This is a genomic window from Bacillus sp. FJAT-27445 (assembly GCF_001510665.1).
In the GTDB taxonomy this organism is placed as follows: domain Bacteria; phylum Bacillota; class Bacilli; order Bacillales; family Cytobacillaceae; genus Bacillus_D.
Genome location: NZ_LMTI01000001.1, coordinates 655,784 through 673,220, shown reverse-complemented (window position 1 = coordinate 673,220; position 17,437 = coordinate 655,784). Strand labels below are relative to the sequence as shown.

General features: G+C 42.5%; 20 protein-coding genes and 1 tRNA gene. 8 read left to right on the top strand and 13 right to left on the bottom strand.

The annotated features are described in order from the left end of the window. Nucleotides 1–89: 89 nt before the first annotated feature. The 4 genes from AR337_RS03370 to AR337_RS03355 all read right to left on the bottom strand — a co-directional run bounded on the left by AR337_RS03370 (nucleotide 90) and on the right by AR337_RS03355 (nucleotide 4,592). Nucleotides 90–2,039, bottom strand: coding sequence for an LTA synthase family protein (locus tag AR337_RS03370; RefSeq protein ID WP_059170588.1), 1,950 nt, complete (start codon nucleotides 2,037–2,039; stop codon nucleotides 90–92). Nucleotides 2,040–2,165: 126 nt separating this feature from the next. Continuing rightward, complete coding sequence (locus AR337_RS03365) at nucleotides 2,166–2,405, bottom strand: hypothetical protein (RefSeq protein WP_059170587.1); 240 nt, start codon at nucleotides 2,403–2,405, stop codon at nucleotides 2,166–2,168. Nucleotides 2,406–2,428: 23 nt separating this feature from the next. Further along, on the bottom strand, nucleotides 2,429–3,682 hold the full coding sequence (locus AR337_RS03360; RefSeq protein ID WP_082686814.1) for an MFS transporter: 1,254 nt from the start codon (nucleotides 3,680–3,682) through the stop codon (nucleotides 2,429–2,431). Nucleotides 3,683–4,328: 646 nt separating this feature from the next. Beyond that, a complete protein-coding gene (locus AR337_RS03355) occupies nucleotides 4,329–4,592 on the bottom strand; it encodes a hypothetical protein (RefSeq protein ID WP_059170586.1) in 264 nt (87 codons plus the stop codon). A 174-nt stretch (nucleotides 4,593–4,766) separates the two neighbouring features. On the opposite strand from AR337_RS03355, the gene AR337_RS03350 reads away from it, so the two are divergent. Continuing rightward, complete coding sequence (locus AR337_RS03350; RefSeq protein ID WP_059170585.1) at nucleotides 4,767–4,946, top strand: H-type small acid-soluble spore protein; 180 nt, start codon at nucleotides 4,767–4,769, stop codon at nucleotides 4,944–4,946. 32 nt (nucleotides 4,947–4,978) lie between these two features. Here AR337_RS03350 and AR337_RS23430 read toward each other — a convergent pair whose 3' ends face one another. Both AR337_RS23430 and AR337_RS03340 read right to left on the bottom strand, forming a co-directional pair. Beyond that, nucleotides 4,979–5,137 (bottom strand): hypothetical protein, encoded by a 159-nt coding sequence (locus AR337_RS23430; protein WP_059170584.1) that lies wholly within the window; start codon nucleotides 5,135–5,137, stop codon nucleotides 4,979–4,981. Nucleotides 5,138–5,257: 120 nt separating this feature from the next. Then, on the bottom strand, nucleotides 5,258–5,914 hold the full coding sequence (locus tag AR337_RS03340; RefSeq protein WP_059170583.1) for an exonuclease domain-containing protein: 657 nt from the start codon (nucleotides 5,912–5,914) through the stop codon (nucleotides 5,258–5,260). 224 nt (nucleotides 5,915–6,138) lie between these two features. Between AR337_RS03340 and AR337_RS03335 the strand changes: the two genes are divergently transcribed. Further along, nucleotides 6,139–6,927: a TIGR00266 family protein gene (locus AR337_RS03335; RefSeq protein WP_059170582.1), complete on the top strand. Its 789-nt coding sequence runs from the start codon at nucleotides 6,139–6,141 to the stop codon at nucleotides 6,925–6,927. Between the two features lie 192 nt (nucleotides 6,928–7,119). Here the strand turns inward: AR337_RS03335 and AR337_RS03330 are convergent, their stop codons facing one another. Together AR337_RS03330 and AR337_RS03325 are read right to left on the bottom strand one after the other, a co-directional pair. Further along, entirely contained in the window at nucleotides 7,120–8,313 is a 1,194-nt protein-coding gene (locus AR337_RS03330; protein WP_059170581.1) for a DHHA1 domain-containing protein, read from the bottom strand. A gap of 64 nt (nucleotides 8,314–8,377) precedes the next feature. After that, nucleotides 8,378–9,121, bottom strand: a complete 744-nt coding sequence (locus AR337_RS03325; RefSeq protein ID WP_059170580.1) for an STAS domain-containing protein — start codon at nucleotides 9,119–9,121, stop codon at nucleotides 8,378–8,380. 156 nt (nucleotides 9,122–9,277) lie between these two features. Here AR337_RS03325 and AR337_RS03320 point away from each other — a divergent pair, with 156 nt between their 5' ends. Next, entirely contained in the window at nucleotides 9,278–10,060 is a 783-nt protein-coding gene (locus AR337_RS03320) for a PAS domain-containing protein (RefSeq protein WP_059170579.1), read from the top strand. A 205-nt stretch (nucleotides 10,061–10,265) separates the two neighbouring features. Here AR337_RS03320 and AR337_RS03315 read toward each other — a convergent pair whose 3' ends face one another. Beyond that, the gene (locus AR337_RS03315) at nucleotides 10,266–10,463 is read right to left on the bottom strand and encodes a hypothetical protein (RefSeq protein WP_156424293.1); all 198 of its coding nucleotides are present in this window, start codon (nucleotides 10,461–10,463) and stop codon (nucleotides 10,266–10,268) included. A 165-nt stretch (nucleotides 10,464–10,628) separates the two neighbouring features. Between AR337_RS03315 and AR337_RS03310 the strand changes: the two genes are divergently transcribed. Then, the gene (locus AR337_RS03310) at nucleotides 10,629–11,288 is read left to right on the top strand and encodes an FMN-dependent NADH-azoreductase (protein ID WP_059170578.1); all 660 of its coding nucleotides are present in this window, start codon (nucleotides 10,629–10,631) and stop codon (nucleotides 11,286–11,288) included. A 124-nt stretch (nucleotides 11,289–11,412) separates the two neighbouring features. On the opposite strand, the gene AR337_RS03305 is transcribed toward AR337_RS03310, so the two are convergent. Then, nucleotides 11,413–12,297 carry a YitT family protein gene (locus AR337_RS03305; RefSeq protein ID WP_059170577.1) on the bottom strand — a complete coding sequence of 295 codons (885 nt, stop codon included), beginning with the start codon at nucleotides 12,295–12,297 and terminating at the stop codon, nucleotides 11,413–11,415. A gap of 196 nt (nucleotides 12,298–12,493) precedes the next feature. Here AR337_RS03305 and AR337_RS23425 point away from each other — a divergent pair, with 196 nt between their 5' ends. The 4 genes from AR337_RS23425 to AR337_RS23025 all read left to right on the top strand — a co-directional run bounded on the left by AR337_RS23425 (nucleotide 12,494) and on the right by AR337_RS23025 (nucleotide 14,158). Continuing rightward, nucleotides 12,494–12,634 (top strand): hypothetical protein, encoded by a 141-nt coding sequence (locus tag AR337_RS23425; RefSeq protein ID WP_172797492.1) that lies wholly within the window; start codon nucleotides 12,494–12,496, stop codon nucleotides 12,632–12,634. A gap of 459 nt (nucleotides 12,635–13,093) precedes the next feature. Then, a tRNA-Arg gene (locus tag AR337_RS03300) sits at nucleotides 13,094–13,167 on the top strand. 517 nt (nucleotides 13,168–13,684) lie between these two features. Further along, nucleotides 13,685–13,921, top strand: coding sequence for a transcriptional regulator SplA domain-containing protein (locus AR337_RS03295; RefSeq protein WP_059170576.1), 237 nt, complete (start codon nucleotides 13,685–13,687; stop codon nucleotides 13,919–13,921). Nucleotides 13,922–13,993: 72 nt separating this feature from the next. Next, a complete protein-coding gene (locus tag AR337_RS23025; RefSeq protein WP_156424292.1) occupies nucleotides 13,994–14,158 on the top strand; it encodes a hypothetical protein in 165 nt (54 codons plus the stop codon). 393 nt (nucleotides 14,159–14,551) lie between these two features. On the opposite strand, the gene AR337_RS03290 is transcribed toward AR337_RS23025, so the two are convergent. From AR337_RS03290 to AR337_RS03280, 3 genes are all read right to left on the bottom strand, one after another. After that, the gene (locus AR337_RS03290; RefSeq protein WP_059170575.1) at nucleotides 14,552–15,640 is read right to left on the bottom strand and encodes a metallophosphoesterase; all 1,089 of its coding nucleotides are present in this window, start codon (nucleotides 15,638–15,640) and stop codon (nucleotides 14,552–14,554) included. 27 nt (nucleotides 15,641–15,667) lie between these two features. After that, on the bottom strand, nucleotides 15,668–16,132 hold the full coding sequence (locus AR337_RS03285) for a CBS domain-containing protein (protein WP_059170574.1): 465 nt from the start codon (nucleotides 16,130–16,132) through the stop codon (nucleotides 15,668–15,670). Between the two features lie 370 nt (nucleotides 16,133–16,502). After that, nucleotides 16,503–17,423: an oxidoreductase gene (locus AR337_RS03280; RefSeq protein ID WP_059170573.1), complete on the bottom strand. Its 921-nt coding sequence runs from the start codon at nucleotides 17,421–17,423 to the stop codon at nucleotides 16,503–16,505. Nucleotides 17,424–17,437: the final 14 nt, after the last annotated feature.

Sequence of the window (17,437 nt, the reverse complement as noted above, 5' to 3'; positions counted from 1 at the left end):
TCAATGGTATCATACTGCAACATGGAAAAGGAAGAATGATATCCGATGCAGAACAAAAAGAGCGAAGGATTTCTCCCTCGCTCCAAGCTCTATTGATCCTGTGTGTCTGTTACAGGAACACCTTCTTTAATATATTCATAGTCGTTTGGGTTGATTGGCTTGAAACCATCCGGGGTGTAAAATCTTAATAGGTCTTTCAGTACGATTTCATCGGACATTTCGAGCTCGTTCTTTACTCTTTCTGCATTTTCAGAACACATCGCTTCGTCCTCGGTCAATTCCCCTGTGGACGTATCATAGCACTTCTCGTTTACTTGGGTAACTTCCGGTGTAATAAAGTCGCCATTCCTGAAGCCTACAACATTATGGTGATCCGGAGAAAGCAAATCGGAACCAAATTCAAGGAAATCCTTTGTATCGATGCCCAGTAGGTGCAGCACAGTTGGCCGTACATCAAGTTGACCGCCAAACCTGTCTATTTGTCCGCCTTTGACTCCAGGGGCATGGATAAACACTGGTACCCTTTGCATCTGGGCGTTTTTAAATGCGGTAATTTCTTCCCCGACAACCTGGCTCATCGCTTCATTGTGGTTTTCAGAAATCCCGTAATGGTCACCGTACATAACAACCATTGTATTGTCGTACAGTCCTGAAGCCTTTAAATCATTGAAGAACTGTTCAATTGCCTCGTCCATATAGTTTGCCGACTGGAAATAGTGGTCAACTACATCATTTCCAGTAGTTCCCGCTGGGAAGGTGGTATCTCCTTCATCCATTTCAAAAGGAAAATGGTTAGACAACGTTATGAATTTTGTATAGAAAGGCTGTTTTAGGCTTTTAAGCAATGGGATCGATTCCTTAAAGAAAGGCTTATCCTTCATGCCATAGTTTTTCGTTTCTTCTTCCTTCATTGTGTAATACTCTGCATCAAAGAAACGGTCATAGCCTAAAGCTTTATACATTACATTTCGATTCCAGAACGTTTTGTAATTCCCGTGGAAAACCGCGGAATTATACCCATGACCTTTAAGGATTGCAGGGGTTGCATGATAGGTGTTTTGGGCTTTGTTAATGAAAACGGACCCTTGTGACATAGGATAAAGGGAATTTTCCATCAGGAATTCCGCATCAGAAGTTTTCCCCTGGCTTGTCTGGTGGAAAATATTACCGAAATAGAATGTGTTTGGGTCTCTTGTTAGTGAATTAAGAAATGGAGTGACTTCCTGACCATCAAGCTTGTAGTCAATGGCAAAGCTTTGAAGGGATTCGAGTGAAATGTAAATAACATTCATCCCTTTAGCTTGCCCAAATAATTTCGGATCCGGCTCGGTATAGTTCGCATTCCTGTAGTTTTGAATTTCGGTTATATCGCTGCTGTCAGCCAACGCGCGCTGGCTTGATGATTTGATGTTTTGAACCGCATCATAGATGGTGAAATTATAAGCTCCAAGGTATTTTACAAGATACGCCCTGTCAAAAGAACGCGTAAGGAGCTGTGGACGATCCTTTTCAGCCAGCCCAAGATTGAAGAGGAATGTCGTAATTGCAAACAGCATTGCCAGCCTGAAGGAACGCTTTCCTGGTTCCTTGAATTTCCCGAAGGCCTTAACGGCTAAAAAGGCTAGTAAAATCGTATCGGTAAAATAAAAAACATCTGTGATGGACATAAGCGAAAGCGCGCTGTCGCCTAATTGTCCCGCGTTCGTCTTTGTCTGCATCAAAACCGGTACGGTAATGAAGTCATTAAAGAATCTGTAGTACACGATATTGGCATACAACAGAAAGGATAGGACGAAGTTGATAATCAGCATAATGGTGAATTGGACTTTTTTTCGGAACAAAAGCGCGAATCCGAAAAAGAGCAAGGCAGAGCTGATTGGGTTAATCAATAATAGAAATTTTTGTAGGCTATTATCGATTCCAAGATTAAATTCAATTTGATAAGCAATGTAGGTTTTTAACCAAAATAGGATGACTGCTATGGTAAAAAAGGAATATTTCCTGTTTTTCCATTCTCCTGGATGTTTGATTTGTAACATGCTGATTCTCCTTTCACTTACCGAAAACCCAGGTAAACGAACCTCAACTACTATAACACATTATAGGGAAAAGATAAAATAATAATGCTGCCATTTACTGGCGCCATCCCCATATTTTTATCAACCCTATTCCCCTTTTCCCGACAGGATGTGCTCAAGTTCGAGGTTCCTTTCTGCCCTTTCCTCTCTAGAAGCAAGGTCATACTTCTTTAAAAGGTGAAAAAGTTCATTTAATATATGCTGTTCCGGGCCTTCATGGAGACGGGCTTCAAACGCTCCATGTATATTAGACGGCAGAAACTGCTTTTGGGTTTCATATTTTTTTTGGACATCTTCCAAAGTGTGGTCAAGATTACATTTTCCCATGATGATTCCTCCTCTTACCCTTTTTAGCCAACGGCATTTAACGATGGTTTATTTTTATTGTTATTTTTCATATATAAATAAAACATAAAAAAGAGAATGGCGCTTGAAGCTCGAACTCCTGAAGAGATAGCCATTGAGACACCAATATTCGTTGCTTCTAACAGAAATACCCCAATTTGAGGTGCGATGAAACCGATAATTGCCAGCAGTACATTATAGTTTGCGATATAAGCACCACGATTATCTTCTTTTGTTACTTCCAAAAGCTGATTAAAGAGGATCAGGACAGTTCCGGATACGAAAAATCCTGACAACCCGTTGGCTATTGTTATATAAACAAGATTAGTGGAAATGGTCATGGTAACTGGAGCTAGCGCCATGCCCAATGCCACTGGAATCATCATTTTTGAGTTCCCATGCTTATCGGCCATTCTTCCCCACCAAGTAAAACTTGCGATTTGGGCCAGCTGGTTTGCGACCGTTAAAATACTAATCCAGAAACCATTGGCATGCGCATAGCTGATTTGGTAAATACTAAACAATGGCCAGGCCATTTGCCAGCCGAAATTGAAATAAAGGCCGCATACAAGAAAAAAAACATAGGGTTTGTAATCGAATATCCTATAATTGAATTTGATTCCTGGCGCCTTTGGCATTGGAGATCCTTTAGCCTCTCGGTGCTTTAATAAGAAATAAACCTCCGCAATCCCAAATATGAACGCCATAAGAAACAGCATCTGGTATGGCAATGGATTGCTTTTGTCGAATTGCTGCAATGTAAGTCCGATTAAAAACGTGGCTGCCATTCCAACAATCGTTAAAATCTTATTTCTTTCGCTAAAAAAACCGTTCCGGCGGTGGTCCGGAATAAGATCGCCAATGAAGGACTGCCAGCTGAGCATCGCAAAGGATCCCGGGAAATTCATTAAACCTACTAGAAGTACGAAAACCCAGCTTCTATATGTATCTGGTACATAAATGACTAAAAACATGCATAACAGAAAGAGCCTCGTACCTAGGACTGAATACGCGGTAAACCTTTTTTTCTCGCCGATTCTTCCCATCATGATCGAACAAATGATCATGGCAAACATGCCGATGAATTGAGGAATTGAACTAATTAGACCTACCTGGTAATTTGATGCACCCAATACACCAATTGCAAATAATGAAAAATAATTATTTGTTAAGTTCTGTACAATGGTGGATGCAACCCCATTTTTTATGCTGAATTTCTCATTAACTTTAACCGTATCCGGCAGGTGATTAACATTCACAGCTTCATCGTCCTTTAAATTGTAAAAAATGCCTTTTTGATAACTTCATGGTTCTTCACCATAAGAGCTGGTTTATGATTAATATACGTAACTTATATGTTGATTGGAGCGGAGGGCACCGACTCCTGCGGGATGCAGCGGCAAGGTGGAGACCCACGAAAAGCGAAAGTGCCTTGGTCAGCCCCGACAAGCGCTGGAGGGCCTGAAGGAAAAGTCGCTCTTTGACTTTACCTGAAGGACCGAAGCGACCTCGAGGGGCTAGGCGCTGTAGCTGGACAAACAGGCGCAAGCGCCGAGGAGGCTCCACTGACGCCCCGCGGAAAGCGTGTGCCCGCAGTGGAAATCAACACATCGTTAAAACCACTTTTTGTGGTGAAGAACCAACTTCATTTGTTATCATAAACCCGCTTCAAGAAACCTGCAAGACGTATTTTGCCTTTAAGAAAAATTATTAAAAAGGAATCTTTCACACACAAAGACATGCCAGCTGGATACCCGAGCATTCGTACAATGACAAACAATTAAGAGCGAATGAACTGCACGGCATTTCACCATTTTTTAGCTTTGGAACTTGAAAGATATATAATAGAAGCAATAATGGAAAAAGAACAGGAAATGAGCTTGCCATTCCCTGTCCTTTTTCCTGCTAGATCCAGAACCTGTCCTTGCAATGTCGGCCTCTGTTTTGAGCGCCGCCTACATTATCATCCATTCCTGAGTAAGAATCATCCCAATTATAATCTTCCGCACCTGCGACATTGTTCATCGAATCGTAGCCTCGTCCATGCTTCAAGCCCTCAATCCGTACATTATTTGTCCGGATAATTACTTGATCCGCATCGATTTCAATGCGTCTTACACGGTTGCGCATTTGCATTTGGCCTTGGTTATGGTTTTGGTTGAATGACATTGTTTTCCCCCCTTTCCTGAATCTTAATTTAACTTATGTTTTGCAGGGTAAAAATGAGTGGACAAGTATCCATTTAAAAAAAAATGTGCTTTTTTTGTTTCAATTGGGTTTTCAGGATAATTTATAAGGTATCTGATTACCATATTAGGTAGCTAGACTGAGGAGGGTTAATATATGGATTCAAATAGGGTTAGGCAAATTCTTTCATCGTCAGCGGAAATTAATGTAACCTACAATGGGGCTTCTGTTTGGATAGATGAATTGCATCAAGATGGGCAAATGGCGACTGTCCATTTAAGAGGGCCGCTTGAAGAGAGGACAGTTATTGATATTAAGGAGTTAAAAGAAGAATAAAACAAGCCCCGCAAATTAAGCGGGGCTTGTTTTCATTTTTCTTTCGTGCCTTCCCTAATTGATGATGGTACAGGCTGTGATTTTCGGGGCATCCCTCCGAGGGAATCTCTCGTGAAGGGCCCTCTGTCCTTACCGGCTCCAGGTAAGCTATTGCTCATAGGAAGCTGTTCCAATTCTTTTCCCCGTGGCATACTGCTACCCCCTTTTGCCTTAATGTTGACAGGTTTAAAGGTTTTATTCTTAAAAAATGTTCAGCGGGCACTTAAATTCAGCGTTTTACTTGGCACTCCCGAACAATAATAATATAGAGCTTATTTGCCCTGATAAGGCATATTTCTTGTTGTGGAAGGCTGTCTCCAGCTGCGATATCCAGTCTTTTTTGAAACAGGGTTATATTTCGACATTGGTTTTTTCAGAAGCACCTCACGTAAATAAGGATAGCCATCCTGATTGGGTTGCTTCATTAACTCCATTAGTTGTTGAATGTCATCAAGTGCCCTGTGCTGCTGCGATCCCGATATTTTATGTGCTTTCAAAAGGGAAAGAAGGCTGCCGCTTTGAAATCCATACTGTTTCCAAGGAATATTCCTCATCGTACAATACCATCTCATGTCGTTGACCTCAGGGTACATATGATAAAGAAAGCTTCTGTCAAAAGAAGCGTTATGTGCCAGGACGGAATCCGGATATTCAAGAAGCTTCTTTATTTTTTCATCATCAAACACTTTTCCTTCAACATGGGTGAATGGAATGCCGTGAATTTTATATGCTCCAGGGTAATTGCGGATTGCTGCTGTTGAGAGGGGCTCCCTAAGGAATTCCGCCTCTTCGAGAATGTCGATAATTTCTCCCGTTCTTTCATTATATGTAAACAATATAAGGCCAAGCTCGATGATTTCATCAGCCCCAGGCTTTAGGCCAGTGGTCTCCGTATCCGCCAAAAGGCCAGTTTTTATATCGCCTCGCATTCGATCTTCCTCCTTCCTCTTTCATTTTTTCTAATGCGCTAGTTTATGGCTATTTTACACTGTTGCCGCCTTTTTGTCCCGTCTAATCAATAAAACCTTTTCACGTAGTTGGCCAGCTCGTTCAAGCATCTCATACAGGAGGAATAGGTTAATTAAAAGAAGCGTTCGAGTGCCTTTTCGATTATACTTGTGGGGAAGAATATATTGTTTTAGGAGGAAGAAATGTGAATAACCATGAAATTGATTACAAAATTTATGGGGACGACATGCAATTTGTCGAGGTGGAGCTTGATCCGCGCGAAACGGTCGTTGCAGAAGCTGGTGGGCTGATGATGATGGACGATGGCATTTCCATGGAAACTATTTTTGGTGACGGTTCAAGCGACAATGGCGGCTTGATGGGGAAACTTTTTTCGGCAGGTAAACGGGTCCTTACGGGAGAAAGTTTGTTTATGACAACCTTTACGAACGTTGGAACTGGGAAACGCCATGTTTCGTTTGCCTCTCCCTATCCTGGGAAAATCATTCCGATGGATTTGAGTGAGCTCGGCGGAAAAATCATTTGCCAAAAGGATGCGTTTTTGGCTGCTGCGAAGGGGGTATCCGTCGGGATAGAATTTCAAAGAAAAATTGGAGCCGGCTTCTTTGGCGGTGAAGGTTTTATCATGCAAAAGCTAGAAGGAGACGGCATGGCATTTGTCCACGCGGGAGGTACAATACATAAGAAAGATCTTCAGCCCGGTGAAGTTTTAAGGGTTGATACTGGCTGCCTGGTAGCCATGACTTCCGAAGTTGACTATAATATCGAATTTGTAAAAGGGGTTAAAACAGCCCTGTTTGGCGGTGAAGGCCTCTTCTTTGCGACTTTGAGGGGTCCAGGTTCGGTATGGATTCAATCCCTACCATTCAGCCGTCTTGCCAGCCGGGTCTTTGCTGCCATGCCGCAAAACGGCGGTGCTCGCGATGAAGGCAGCCTAGCCAAAGGACTTTTCAATATCCTGGACGGCAAATGAAACACCTCAATCAAAGCTGAAAAAATAATACTTGTTAATATATGCTCCCCATGGTATAATAGCTTAGCGATGAGCTGAGTTGTGTAAGCCGGGGAACATTCCCTCTGGGAGCATGCGATGTGGCGCATGGTTCTCCGCCTCAATACGCAGAAAGGCGCCTGTCCTTGTGACAGGCGCCTTTCTTGTTTGTTTTTACATACTTGAGACGGTTTTTTCAAGCAGCTCCTGGCCGCTGCACAGTGCGTCCCCGCCCCCCTGTGCAAACAATTCGTTGCCGCCGCCCTTTCCATTTATGATCTTTAACGCGATTCCAAGCACTTCTTTCATATTGCCTCTGCCCCCTTCGCTTTTGGCGCAAACCAATTGCAGCTTATCATCATTTTCGGAGACAAGTACCACGGTTACCGAATCTTCGTCCTTAACAATCGCCCTTGCAAGCTTTTGTAAATCCTGGATGGGTCTATTTTTAAATAGGCGGGCTATGGGTATGTCCTTTTCATTCCTATTTTGCAGTATATGATTGGCTTCGTATCCAATAATCTGTTCCTCCGCCTCGTCCAGCCTTTTTTCAAGGGAACTTTTTGTCTGAAGAAGCTTCAGGACAGCTGCCTCCATATCCTCCTGCGGCACATTCAAAAGTGGGGTAAGGCGTGTGATGGCTTGCTGCTTTTTTGAAAATTGGTGGAAAGATCTCTTTCCTGCAACAAAAGTTATCCTTACTTTTTTCTTTTCCTTTTCAGCACCAAGGATCTTGATCATGCCCGCTTCGGAGGTTGAGAATGGATGAGTTCCGCCGCAGCCGTTGTAGTCAAATTCAGGAATAATCACAAGCCTGATACCGTCCTCCACAGATAACGCTTTCCTTAATGGAAGTTTATCCGCTTCCTCTTTTGATACCCATTTTGTTTCAATTGGCCGATTTTCCAAAACAATTTGATTTGAAAGGTTTTCAGCAGCTTCAATATGGCTGTCATCTAGCCAGTCTATGCCCAGGTCAATAGTAGATTCTTCTCTGCCTAAATGGAAGCTCACCGTTTTAAAACCAAAGAGGTTGTCAAATGCTGCAGACAAAATATGCTGTCCGCTATGCTGCTGCATATGGTCAAACCTTCGTTCCCAATCGATTTTGCCAGCAAGAGTCGCCCCTGCTTCCAGTTCCAGTTGTCTCTGCAAATAATGTCGGATTTCTCCGTTCTTTTCTTCTACTTTTGTCACTTGTACTCCGTTCAACGTACCTGTATCGAATGGCTGGCCACCGCCTTCGGGATAAAATGCCGTCTCCTCTAAAACAGCATACCAAGTCCCTTCTTCATCCTGCCCCTGCCTTGCAAGGTTCGTTTCAAAGGAGTGCTGATAGGGGTTTTCATAGTAAAGTTTTTTTGCCATCTTGCAACCACCTCAATATGCATTTCTTTCAGCTTTTTATTTTGCCAGCGAAAGAATAGTGTATCTATTTTTCCACATTCCTTAAATATTCTATAGCCTGTCCCATATTTGTGAATGTCCTTGTCCCTTTTATATCAATCCCCGCATTGACAGCATGTACGGCTATTTCCGGACGGATTCCGGCTATGACAACCGAAATCCCAATTAGCCTGAACCCCTGGATTAAATGATTGAATACGGATATATTCGATTCCATTCTAAGCAGCGATAAAGAAGAAGCATCAAGAATTAAATGTGCCAAATCCATCTTTGAGGCCTTCCGCATCGCTTCTGCCCCAAGTTCCGCAAATTTGGAACGTTCCATTTCATAAGGAAGGGTTTGCATTGAAATCATGCCGATGCCTTTCCCAATTGGAATAATGTTGATTGAATTTGCTTCCATAAAGGCCCTGAACTCGTTATCGAGGTCATGCCTTTCGGTTATGTCTTCGAATTCAACCATTGCACCAAGGATAGTGCCATCTTCATCACGAAGCAAAGATGAACGTTGGCTAAGGGTTTTTTTGTATTTCCCCCATGTATACGGAAAAACATCGTACCTGAAGTCTCGCTCCTGTTCCAGTGAGTGCTGGACAGTTCGCGTAAATTCCGGAGGGTTATCGAAAAAGTCATCAATATGCTGTCCCAGAGCCTCAGCCGGATCAATGTCCAAAATGGTCTTGCACATTTTATTTGCGACTGTGATCCGATAGTCTTTGTCGATCGCCATGACTGCCACCGTTAAACTATCAAGTACGAGTTTATCCATTCAAATTTCCCCCTTTTTACTACCAATTTTACCATATCCAAAATACAAATTGAGTGCTTTAAAAGTACCAAATAAAATTTTCAAATGTTTCACGTTTGTTTATATTAGAATTCTAAAGTATACTTTTAAAAATAATGTAAAAACGGGAGAATGCAAATGCTGGATCGTTTCTTGAATGGTATCAGTGCACACTATCTTCTTAATAAAATTAATGAAAATATACTAATCGCCAATTCAGACTATCATATTGTGTGGATAAATGACGCAGCAAAACAGCTATTAAAGAAAATCGGTCCTTTTGTTGGGATTGAAAACCCAGAAGATTTTATCGGGATGAGCCTCACTCGTTTCCATGGGGAGCGAGAACAAATGATCCTTGAAAAAGGACAATTCCCCCATTCGGCTCAAATCTCCCTTTTTAGGACATTTTCCGCAAATATTGTTGTCGACCGGCTTGATGACGAAAACGGGGTAATGATCGGCTACATATTGACATGGAAGGATGTCACTGAATATGAAACGGCCATTAAGGAAGGAAGGGAACAGCTTATAGAGCTTGAAATTCCCATTATTCCAATGGCGATTGAACAGATAGTCCTCGTACCCATCCTTGGCAAACTCGATGATGAGAGATTGGCCCGGATGGAACTAAAGGTCCTTTCCTACTGCGCAGAGCACCAAAAGGAATCGATTATGTTTGATTTTTCCGGGGTTTCAGCCGAAATCAATACACATATTGCCTTCCGATTGAAACAAATGGTGAATTCCCTCCGTTTAATGGGAATAGAACCTATCTATATCGGCATTCGCCCAGATATGGCCAAAACCATCGTTAATGAGAGGATCAGCCTTGGGGTAAAAACGTTCCAGTCGTTTAACCAGGGAATCCGGTATATGTGGAAAAAATACGGATACACTCTTGTGGAAACCATAGAATAAACCCCCGCATTTTGCGGGGGTTTGCTTTTTACTGTTTAGGAAATTTTAAAATCCAACATGGTGGATAACTCGAAAAAGGTTTTCGTAATCCAGCTCCAGCGCCTAGCCCCTCGAGGTCTTAAGCCGGTTCCCTCCGGAGGGCAGGCCCATCCTGCGGGCCCCGTCTTAATCTGGTCGGGGCTGACCAAGGCGCTTGCGCACTTTGTTATATTCCATTGCTATTCAAATCATCACGCATATGATTCAGATGCGACTCTACATAAGCTCTCTCCATCCCATTCACATGGGCTGAATTCTCCTCAGGGTTCACATCTTTTATTCCCTTCTTCTTGTACCACATGTCCACGGCAAATCCAAATCCTAACAGAACTGCTGAAAAAATAACAATGTACCAAACCAGCATTGGATCACCCCTTTCCTATATAATACCCTTTTTTAAAAAAGGAAACTGCTGATTTGCTGTCGATCCAAACAGGTCACGTAATATTCAATATTTGTGCATTAATGAGCAAAGTTTTGTTTGTATAATGGTGGTAATAAAACTTTGTTTAGAAATGGATGGATGATAATGACCAAACTGCTATACATTACCGCAAATCCAAAAGGTCCCGGCAAATCGAAAGGAATGCAAATTGGCGAGGCATTTTTGCAATCCTTCCTTGAAGAACAGCCTGATGCCGAAATTAAAAGAATTGATCTATTCGACTTTGATATGGCAAGGATGGACGCTGACCTCATTTCGGCGAGAGGAAAGCTTGCGGGCTATGGCATGTCCTTTGATGACCTGACAGACCAGGAGAAAAGTAAAATTAAGAAAATGCATGGGCTGGCAGAAGAATTTATTCAATACGATTACTATGTGTTTGTTTCACCTTTATGGAACCTCAGCTCCCCTGCTGTCCTGAAGACGTTTTTGGATAATCTATTTGTCACCGGGAAAACATTTGTCCATACAGCAAACGGCCCAAAAGGATTGCTCACAGGGAAAAACGCCATCCATATCCAAACAAGAGGCGGCCTGTATTCCGGTATGCCGATGGAGGAGTTTGAATCAGGTGACCGTTACTTGAAAATCGCCCTCCGTTTTCTTGGCATCAATGTTCTTGATTCAGTCATTGCGGAAGGCTTAGATGTTTACCCGAAAAAAGCGCCTGAGATTGTAGAAGAAGCGAAGGCAAAGGCTCTTATAGCCGCAAAAGCCATGGCTCGAATTCCAATTGAAGTTTAACAATCCCAAATAAAGCTGGTCCGAATTATACGGCCAGCTTTTTTCATCGCCCCTTCTAGAGAGTTTTCCAAGTTGACACTGTAAAAAATGAATATATAAAAAGGCCCTGCGGAGGACCTTGAAGTTAATGAATATCCCTTTTTTTGAATCGGCCTCCCCTTACCTCCGAAATATCTGCCAGCGCAAGGAAAGCTGTGCTATCATAGCCTTGGACAATATCCTTCAATTTTGCTTCCTCAAGACGAGTAATGACACAGAAAATGACCTTTTTATTGTCTCCTGAAAAAGCCCCTTCCCCATTTAGATAGGTAACACCACGTCCAAGACGGTGAAGGATGGCATCGCCAATTTCCTGGTATTGGTCACTGATAATCCAGGCTGATTTTGATTCTTCCAGCCCCTCAACAACGACATCGATTGATTTAAAAGCAATGACGTAGGCGAGGATGGAATACATAGCGCGGTCCCAGCTAAAGACGAATCCTGCAGTCCCAAGAATGAAAATATTGAAAAACATGATAATTTCCCCAACCGAAAATGGCGTTTTCTTTGTTATCAAAATGGCCAGGATTTCAGTGCCGTCAAGGGCACCCCCGTAGCGGATAACCAACCCGACACCTACTCCGACAGCCATTCCCCCAAAAACGGTCGCTAACAGGATATCAGCTGTAAAAGCTGGAACCGGATGAAAAAGGGCAGTGAAAATAGATAAGGCTGTAATGCCGAATACCGTGGAAAAGGCAAAAGTTTTGCCAATTTGTTTGTACCCTAAATAAAAGAATGGAATATTGAGGATAAAAATAAATAATCCGAGGCTGATGCCTGTAACGTGGGAAAGCATAATGGAGACACCAACAATCCCTCCATCGATGACATTGTTCGGGACAAGGAATATTTCCAGCCCTACTGCAGTCAGGACGGCCCCTACGAATATCCCGATTGTCCTGGTAAGGATCTGGACTCTCGTAAGCCGTTTATGTTTGGCCTTCATTTGTATTAAATCTGTCATTCATGGTCCTCCCTTTTTTTACATATTTTAATTATACAGGAACAAAAGCCCGACTTCCCGCAAAAATAACTCTATTTTCGGAAGTTTTTTTGGGGATTGTTCCTTTATGCCTCCTTTTTTTTATAAAAAGTTGGTTTATTGAACCCGAAATAGGTCAAAACAGTAATGAGTACGTTTAAAAAAGGAGGCAGGATCCATGGAGCGCCAAACAGAAATCAGATACTGTGAAAACTGCAAGCAGGAGACAGAGCATCTTGCCCTCGAGGACTCATTAGAAATTGAATACCACTGCTCTATTTGTGGCCAAAACACGGAAGTGTACAAAAGTTATTTTTAAAATGAATGGCGGGAGGCCTCCAATAAGGAGCAGCTTCCCTTTTTGTTATCTATAACTACAGCTGCAGCCCCACCATCGGGCCATACAGGGTTTCAAAAGAATGGTATAATGAAAACAGGCACCGGAATTGGCCATAAACCTATTCCAAACAATGTTTGGTCCAATATTATATTTTTCATCAAAAATATTTAAAATCTAATTGACCTTTTTAACTTTTGCCGCTATAATAATTTTTGTGCCATAACAAATGGCCGGACATCATATCCATCATGTCCCAGTAGTTAAGTACGCTGAATTTTATTATTTATATCATGTCCCAGTAGCTCAGTACGTTGAATAAGCTTCAGTGGTTAATCATCAGCGCACCTGCCGAGCCGCAACTTGCATAGGCTCACTGAGGCAGGGGTGGGATAATGCCATCTTGGAGTGAAATGAAAATTTTATTATTATTTATATCATGTCCCAGTAGCTCAGTAGGATAGAGCAACAGTTTCCTAAACTGTAGGTCGGAGGTTCGAATCCTTTCTGGGACGCTAAAAAACCCTTGATATTTCAAGGGTTTTTATTTTATTTCTCCCCTTTTTTGCCTCCCGCGGATATCGTGCGCCCCATAGCTATTTACTCATTGATTTCCTATCACTTTTCCCTATTCCAATTTTAAAAAATCCAGGATAATGTCCTCACCATCTTTAACTGCAATTGTTTTAAGGTTGTTCTTCACCCTTGCCTGGTAGTGTTCAATTTGCATTGGATTTGCGTAGAAGTGGGCAAATTGGGCTGATTTGTTTCTAGGACGGTGTTTTAGATGACAAGAAGGATTTCCAATTTTTTCGGAAGCGGAAAAAGCCCGGGGTGGCCAAGCTCTAGGGTGAGGACAAAGCTGGGTGAACGGGGAATGGCTATTTCAAACACCTTCTCAAGAAAACCAATGTTCCTATATACTAATTATCTATAGCTAAGCGTAATACAAGAAATAGCCTTCCTTAAGAATAAAGTTCGGGTACCTGGAGGACACTACAATTACCAATTGACTTGAAGGAGGAATGACATTTGGAAACGATTAATCCCAAGGATGTAAAGGCGGGAGACGAGGTGTATGTGATTTATAACAATCCGCATACTCCGACAGTGGCAAATATACGCCCAGCTGAGATCGTGAAGCACCCAAAAGACCCTAATGCGCTTGCCCTGTTCCTGAACGAAACCTTTCATGTCATTGAAGATGAAGACGCGCTATTCAGGTCGGAGGAAGCGGCCGAAAAAGCGTTTAATGACCATTATTTTTAAAAATTCGGGACCATATGAGAGGAACGCATAACCAGGTTGATTTTGCACACTCTATTAGAGGAGGTGACAAAAGTGGAAAACCAAAACAATCGTCAAGGAAACAACAATCGAGGAAACAACGGCGGATTTATGGATAAAGTGAGCCAAACAATTGAGAATGTAGTTGACGCCGTTACTGGTGATAACCAAAACAACAATCGAAAAAAAGGCAGACAAAATAATAACAACAACCGGTAGAACGGTCATTCAAACGCCAATCATTTGGCGTTTTCCGTTTTTAGTTGCGGGCTTCAAGAAATTGTGTCGCGAACACCTTGCGCCATTTGTTCTATGGATTGGAATCCATCATGGTTATGTTTCAACCTAGGGTTTGCATATGAAATTGTGTCCGAAATTTGACAGCTTTCGATATCAGCATTGGAATTTTCGATATCTTGTAAAATTTTTCGATATCCGACCTGAAATTTTCGAAAAACGCTAACACGCTGCCGATTTTTGGGCGGCGACTTAATTAATGGCTGAAATAGCTAGTCTAATAGCACCCGAAACCGGTTGGTGTTGTCACTATTTCAGCCGAACAGCGAAAATGAAGTAAAATAAAAACGCCTGGAATGCCCAAGCGTTTTCTTACTAGTCAAAATGAACGTTGATGATGACAACTTCGGATCGGGTGCCAATTCGGAGCGCAGGCCCCCATGTCCCGAAACCTGAACTAACGATAGAATGAAGCTTCCCTTTTTTAAGATATCCCCAATCATTTTCATAGATTCGGTTTGTGATGAATTGTGCCGGAGCAACCTGTCCATGATGTGTATGCCCGGAAACGAGTAAATCGACACCCAACTTTTGGGCTTCCCCCAGTGCAATCGGCTGATGGTCCATCAAGATAACCGTTTTTGACAAATCGGTGCGAACCAGAAAATTGTCCAGAGCTGCTCGGCTATGATCGGTCGGATCCTTTCGCCCGGCGAGGACCAATTCATTGTTGACCAGTATGGTTTCATCCTCAAGGACAGTTACTCCAGCCTTTTCCATTTCCTCTACAATTCTTTCCTTGTCACCGCCGTAATAATCATGATTGCCAAGTACAGCATATACCCCAAGTGGTGCATGGATTTTACTCAAGCTTTCCCCCATGTTGCCTTTCAGGAAAGGTGTAATGTAATCGTCAATTAAATCACCGGGAATAAGAATAATATCCGGATTCTCTTTTTCCGCTATATCTACAAAGCGGTCAAGATGCTTTTTCCCGACAATTGACCCAAGATGGAAATCCGAAGCCATCAGGATTTTCATCTCTTTTCTATCCGATGGTTTGTTGATTTCAATGTCATAAGTACGGACAATTGGGCTCCAGGCGTTAAACGTTCCATATACGAAAATCAAGGCATAAAACGCAATGATTCCAACACCAATCCAGTACATGCCTCTCTTTTTTAACAAAAACATTAGGATATTGATTATTGGAAAAATCAGCAGGCTGTAACCGACCACAACCATCCAATAACCGCCGATGAGACTTAAAAATGGCCAGGGAATAAATCTTCCGGCAAACAGTGATACGGATAGAAAAATGGCTAGAGCAATGTAGATATATTTATATTTTTTCAGTGCCGGGTTAAGCCTGAGCCATACCCAGCCATTGTAGCAGATATAAAAGCAAATAAGCCCATAAATAATCAAAGCAGCCGCAATAGCTGCCACAAACGTCCATGTCATATAAGTAAATTCCTTTATCGTTTTCTTTTAGAGTTCCTTTAAAATGGTCACCTGGATTTTCCTGATTACATCTCCCCTGCTGATCACTCCAACAACACGGTTTTCCGCGTCGACAACCGGAAGCTTTTTAAAATGATGGCAGGAAAGGTGCTTAACGGCGATGTCCATGTCATCATCCGGAGAAACGGTAATAATATTTTTCGTCTTTGCGATGGATATTATCGAGGTATCCGACGTATCACTGAGTCTTGTTTTAACATCAATCTCTTCCAAATATTCCATATATATTAGGAAATTTACGATTTTACGGTCAATCGGCTGAATTGCGCGGAGGATATCTCCATCCGTAACCATACCAAGCAGCTTGCCGTCTTTATTGCAAACCGGTACCCCGCCAATCTTCTTTTCGACAAAAAGGGCCATTACCTCGGCAAGTGTCATCTCTGGTGCCGCGCTAATTACATCCGTGATCATAAACTCTTTTACTTTCATTTTGGTCACCAGCCTTATTCTTAGGTTGAACGTCACTCCAAGTATTTCAATTTAGGAGGCAAAAGTCAAACGGGGGTGGGAGTGATTTGGCAACCAATCACAAATAAAGAAAATCGCAAAAATGGGGTTCCTATTTGAGAAAAACGCTTTCCTTTCGCATTTTAAATTGAGAGGCCATCCCTATTAAAGTTCATTAATGCCAATAAGGGATATAATAATGCCGTTCAGGCAAATATTAATGCCAAATACACAAGGATTAATGCCAAAAACGCAATTATTAATGCCAAGGAAGCGAAAAGTTATGCCAAATTCCACAAAAATTAGCAAAGCAACTATTTGAACTTTAGGAGGAAAAAAAGATTTTAATGCCCTAATTGAAATCGTATGCTATCCCCGTCAATTCCTCAGAAAGATCCCATAGCCTCACCGCGGTTTCGGCATCGTAGATCCTTTCAATGACCGGATCCTTTGTCGGGTAGCCCTTCCGCTTCTTCTTCCCGTCCGGACCGATGTATTCCCCGCCTTGCAATGAAGTCTCGGTTGCCGCATAAAGCGTCGGCAAAGCCCCCATCGCGGTTGGCTGGGTGATTGCCTGTGAAATCAACCTGAATAAACGATTCATCTCACGGCCAGAATTCCTGGAAGCAAGATTCGTATGAGTAACGCCGGGATGGCAGATAATGCTCATCACATCAAGTCCCTTTCCTTCAATCTTTTTCTGTAGTTCTTTTCCAAACAGCATATTGGCAAGCTTGCTTTGTCCATAAAACTTGTATCGTTTATAGCCATGTGATCCATCAAGGTTGTCGAAGTCAATCCGAGCCTTGTGTGCTGCGAGGCTGCTTACGGTGACAACACGGGAACCCGCGGTATTTTTTAATAAACCGAATAATAGCCCCGTCAGAGCATAATGGCCAAGATGGTTGCTGCCAAATTGTGCCTCGAATCCATCGCGGGTTTTGCTGTGTGGCGGCATCATGATCCCCGCGTTATTAATCAGGATATCTAGCGATGAATAGCGTGCAGCAAATTCCTCGGCAAACTTCCTTATCGACGCCTGTTCGCTTAAATCCAGCTGCATTAGCCGGATGAAAGAATTGGGACTTTCCGCTTTAATTATTGAGACAGCAGCCTCCCCCCTCGCCATATTCCTTACAGCAAGGATGACATCGGCGCCTTTTGCGGCAAATACGCGTGCGGCTTCGAAGCCGATCCCGCTATTTCCGCCAGTAATAACGACCCTTTTTCCAGTGACATCGTTCATGTTTTCTATTGTCCAGCCATTCACCATTGGCCTCTTCCTCC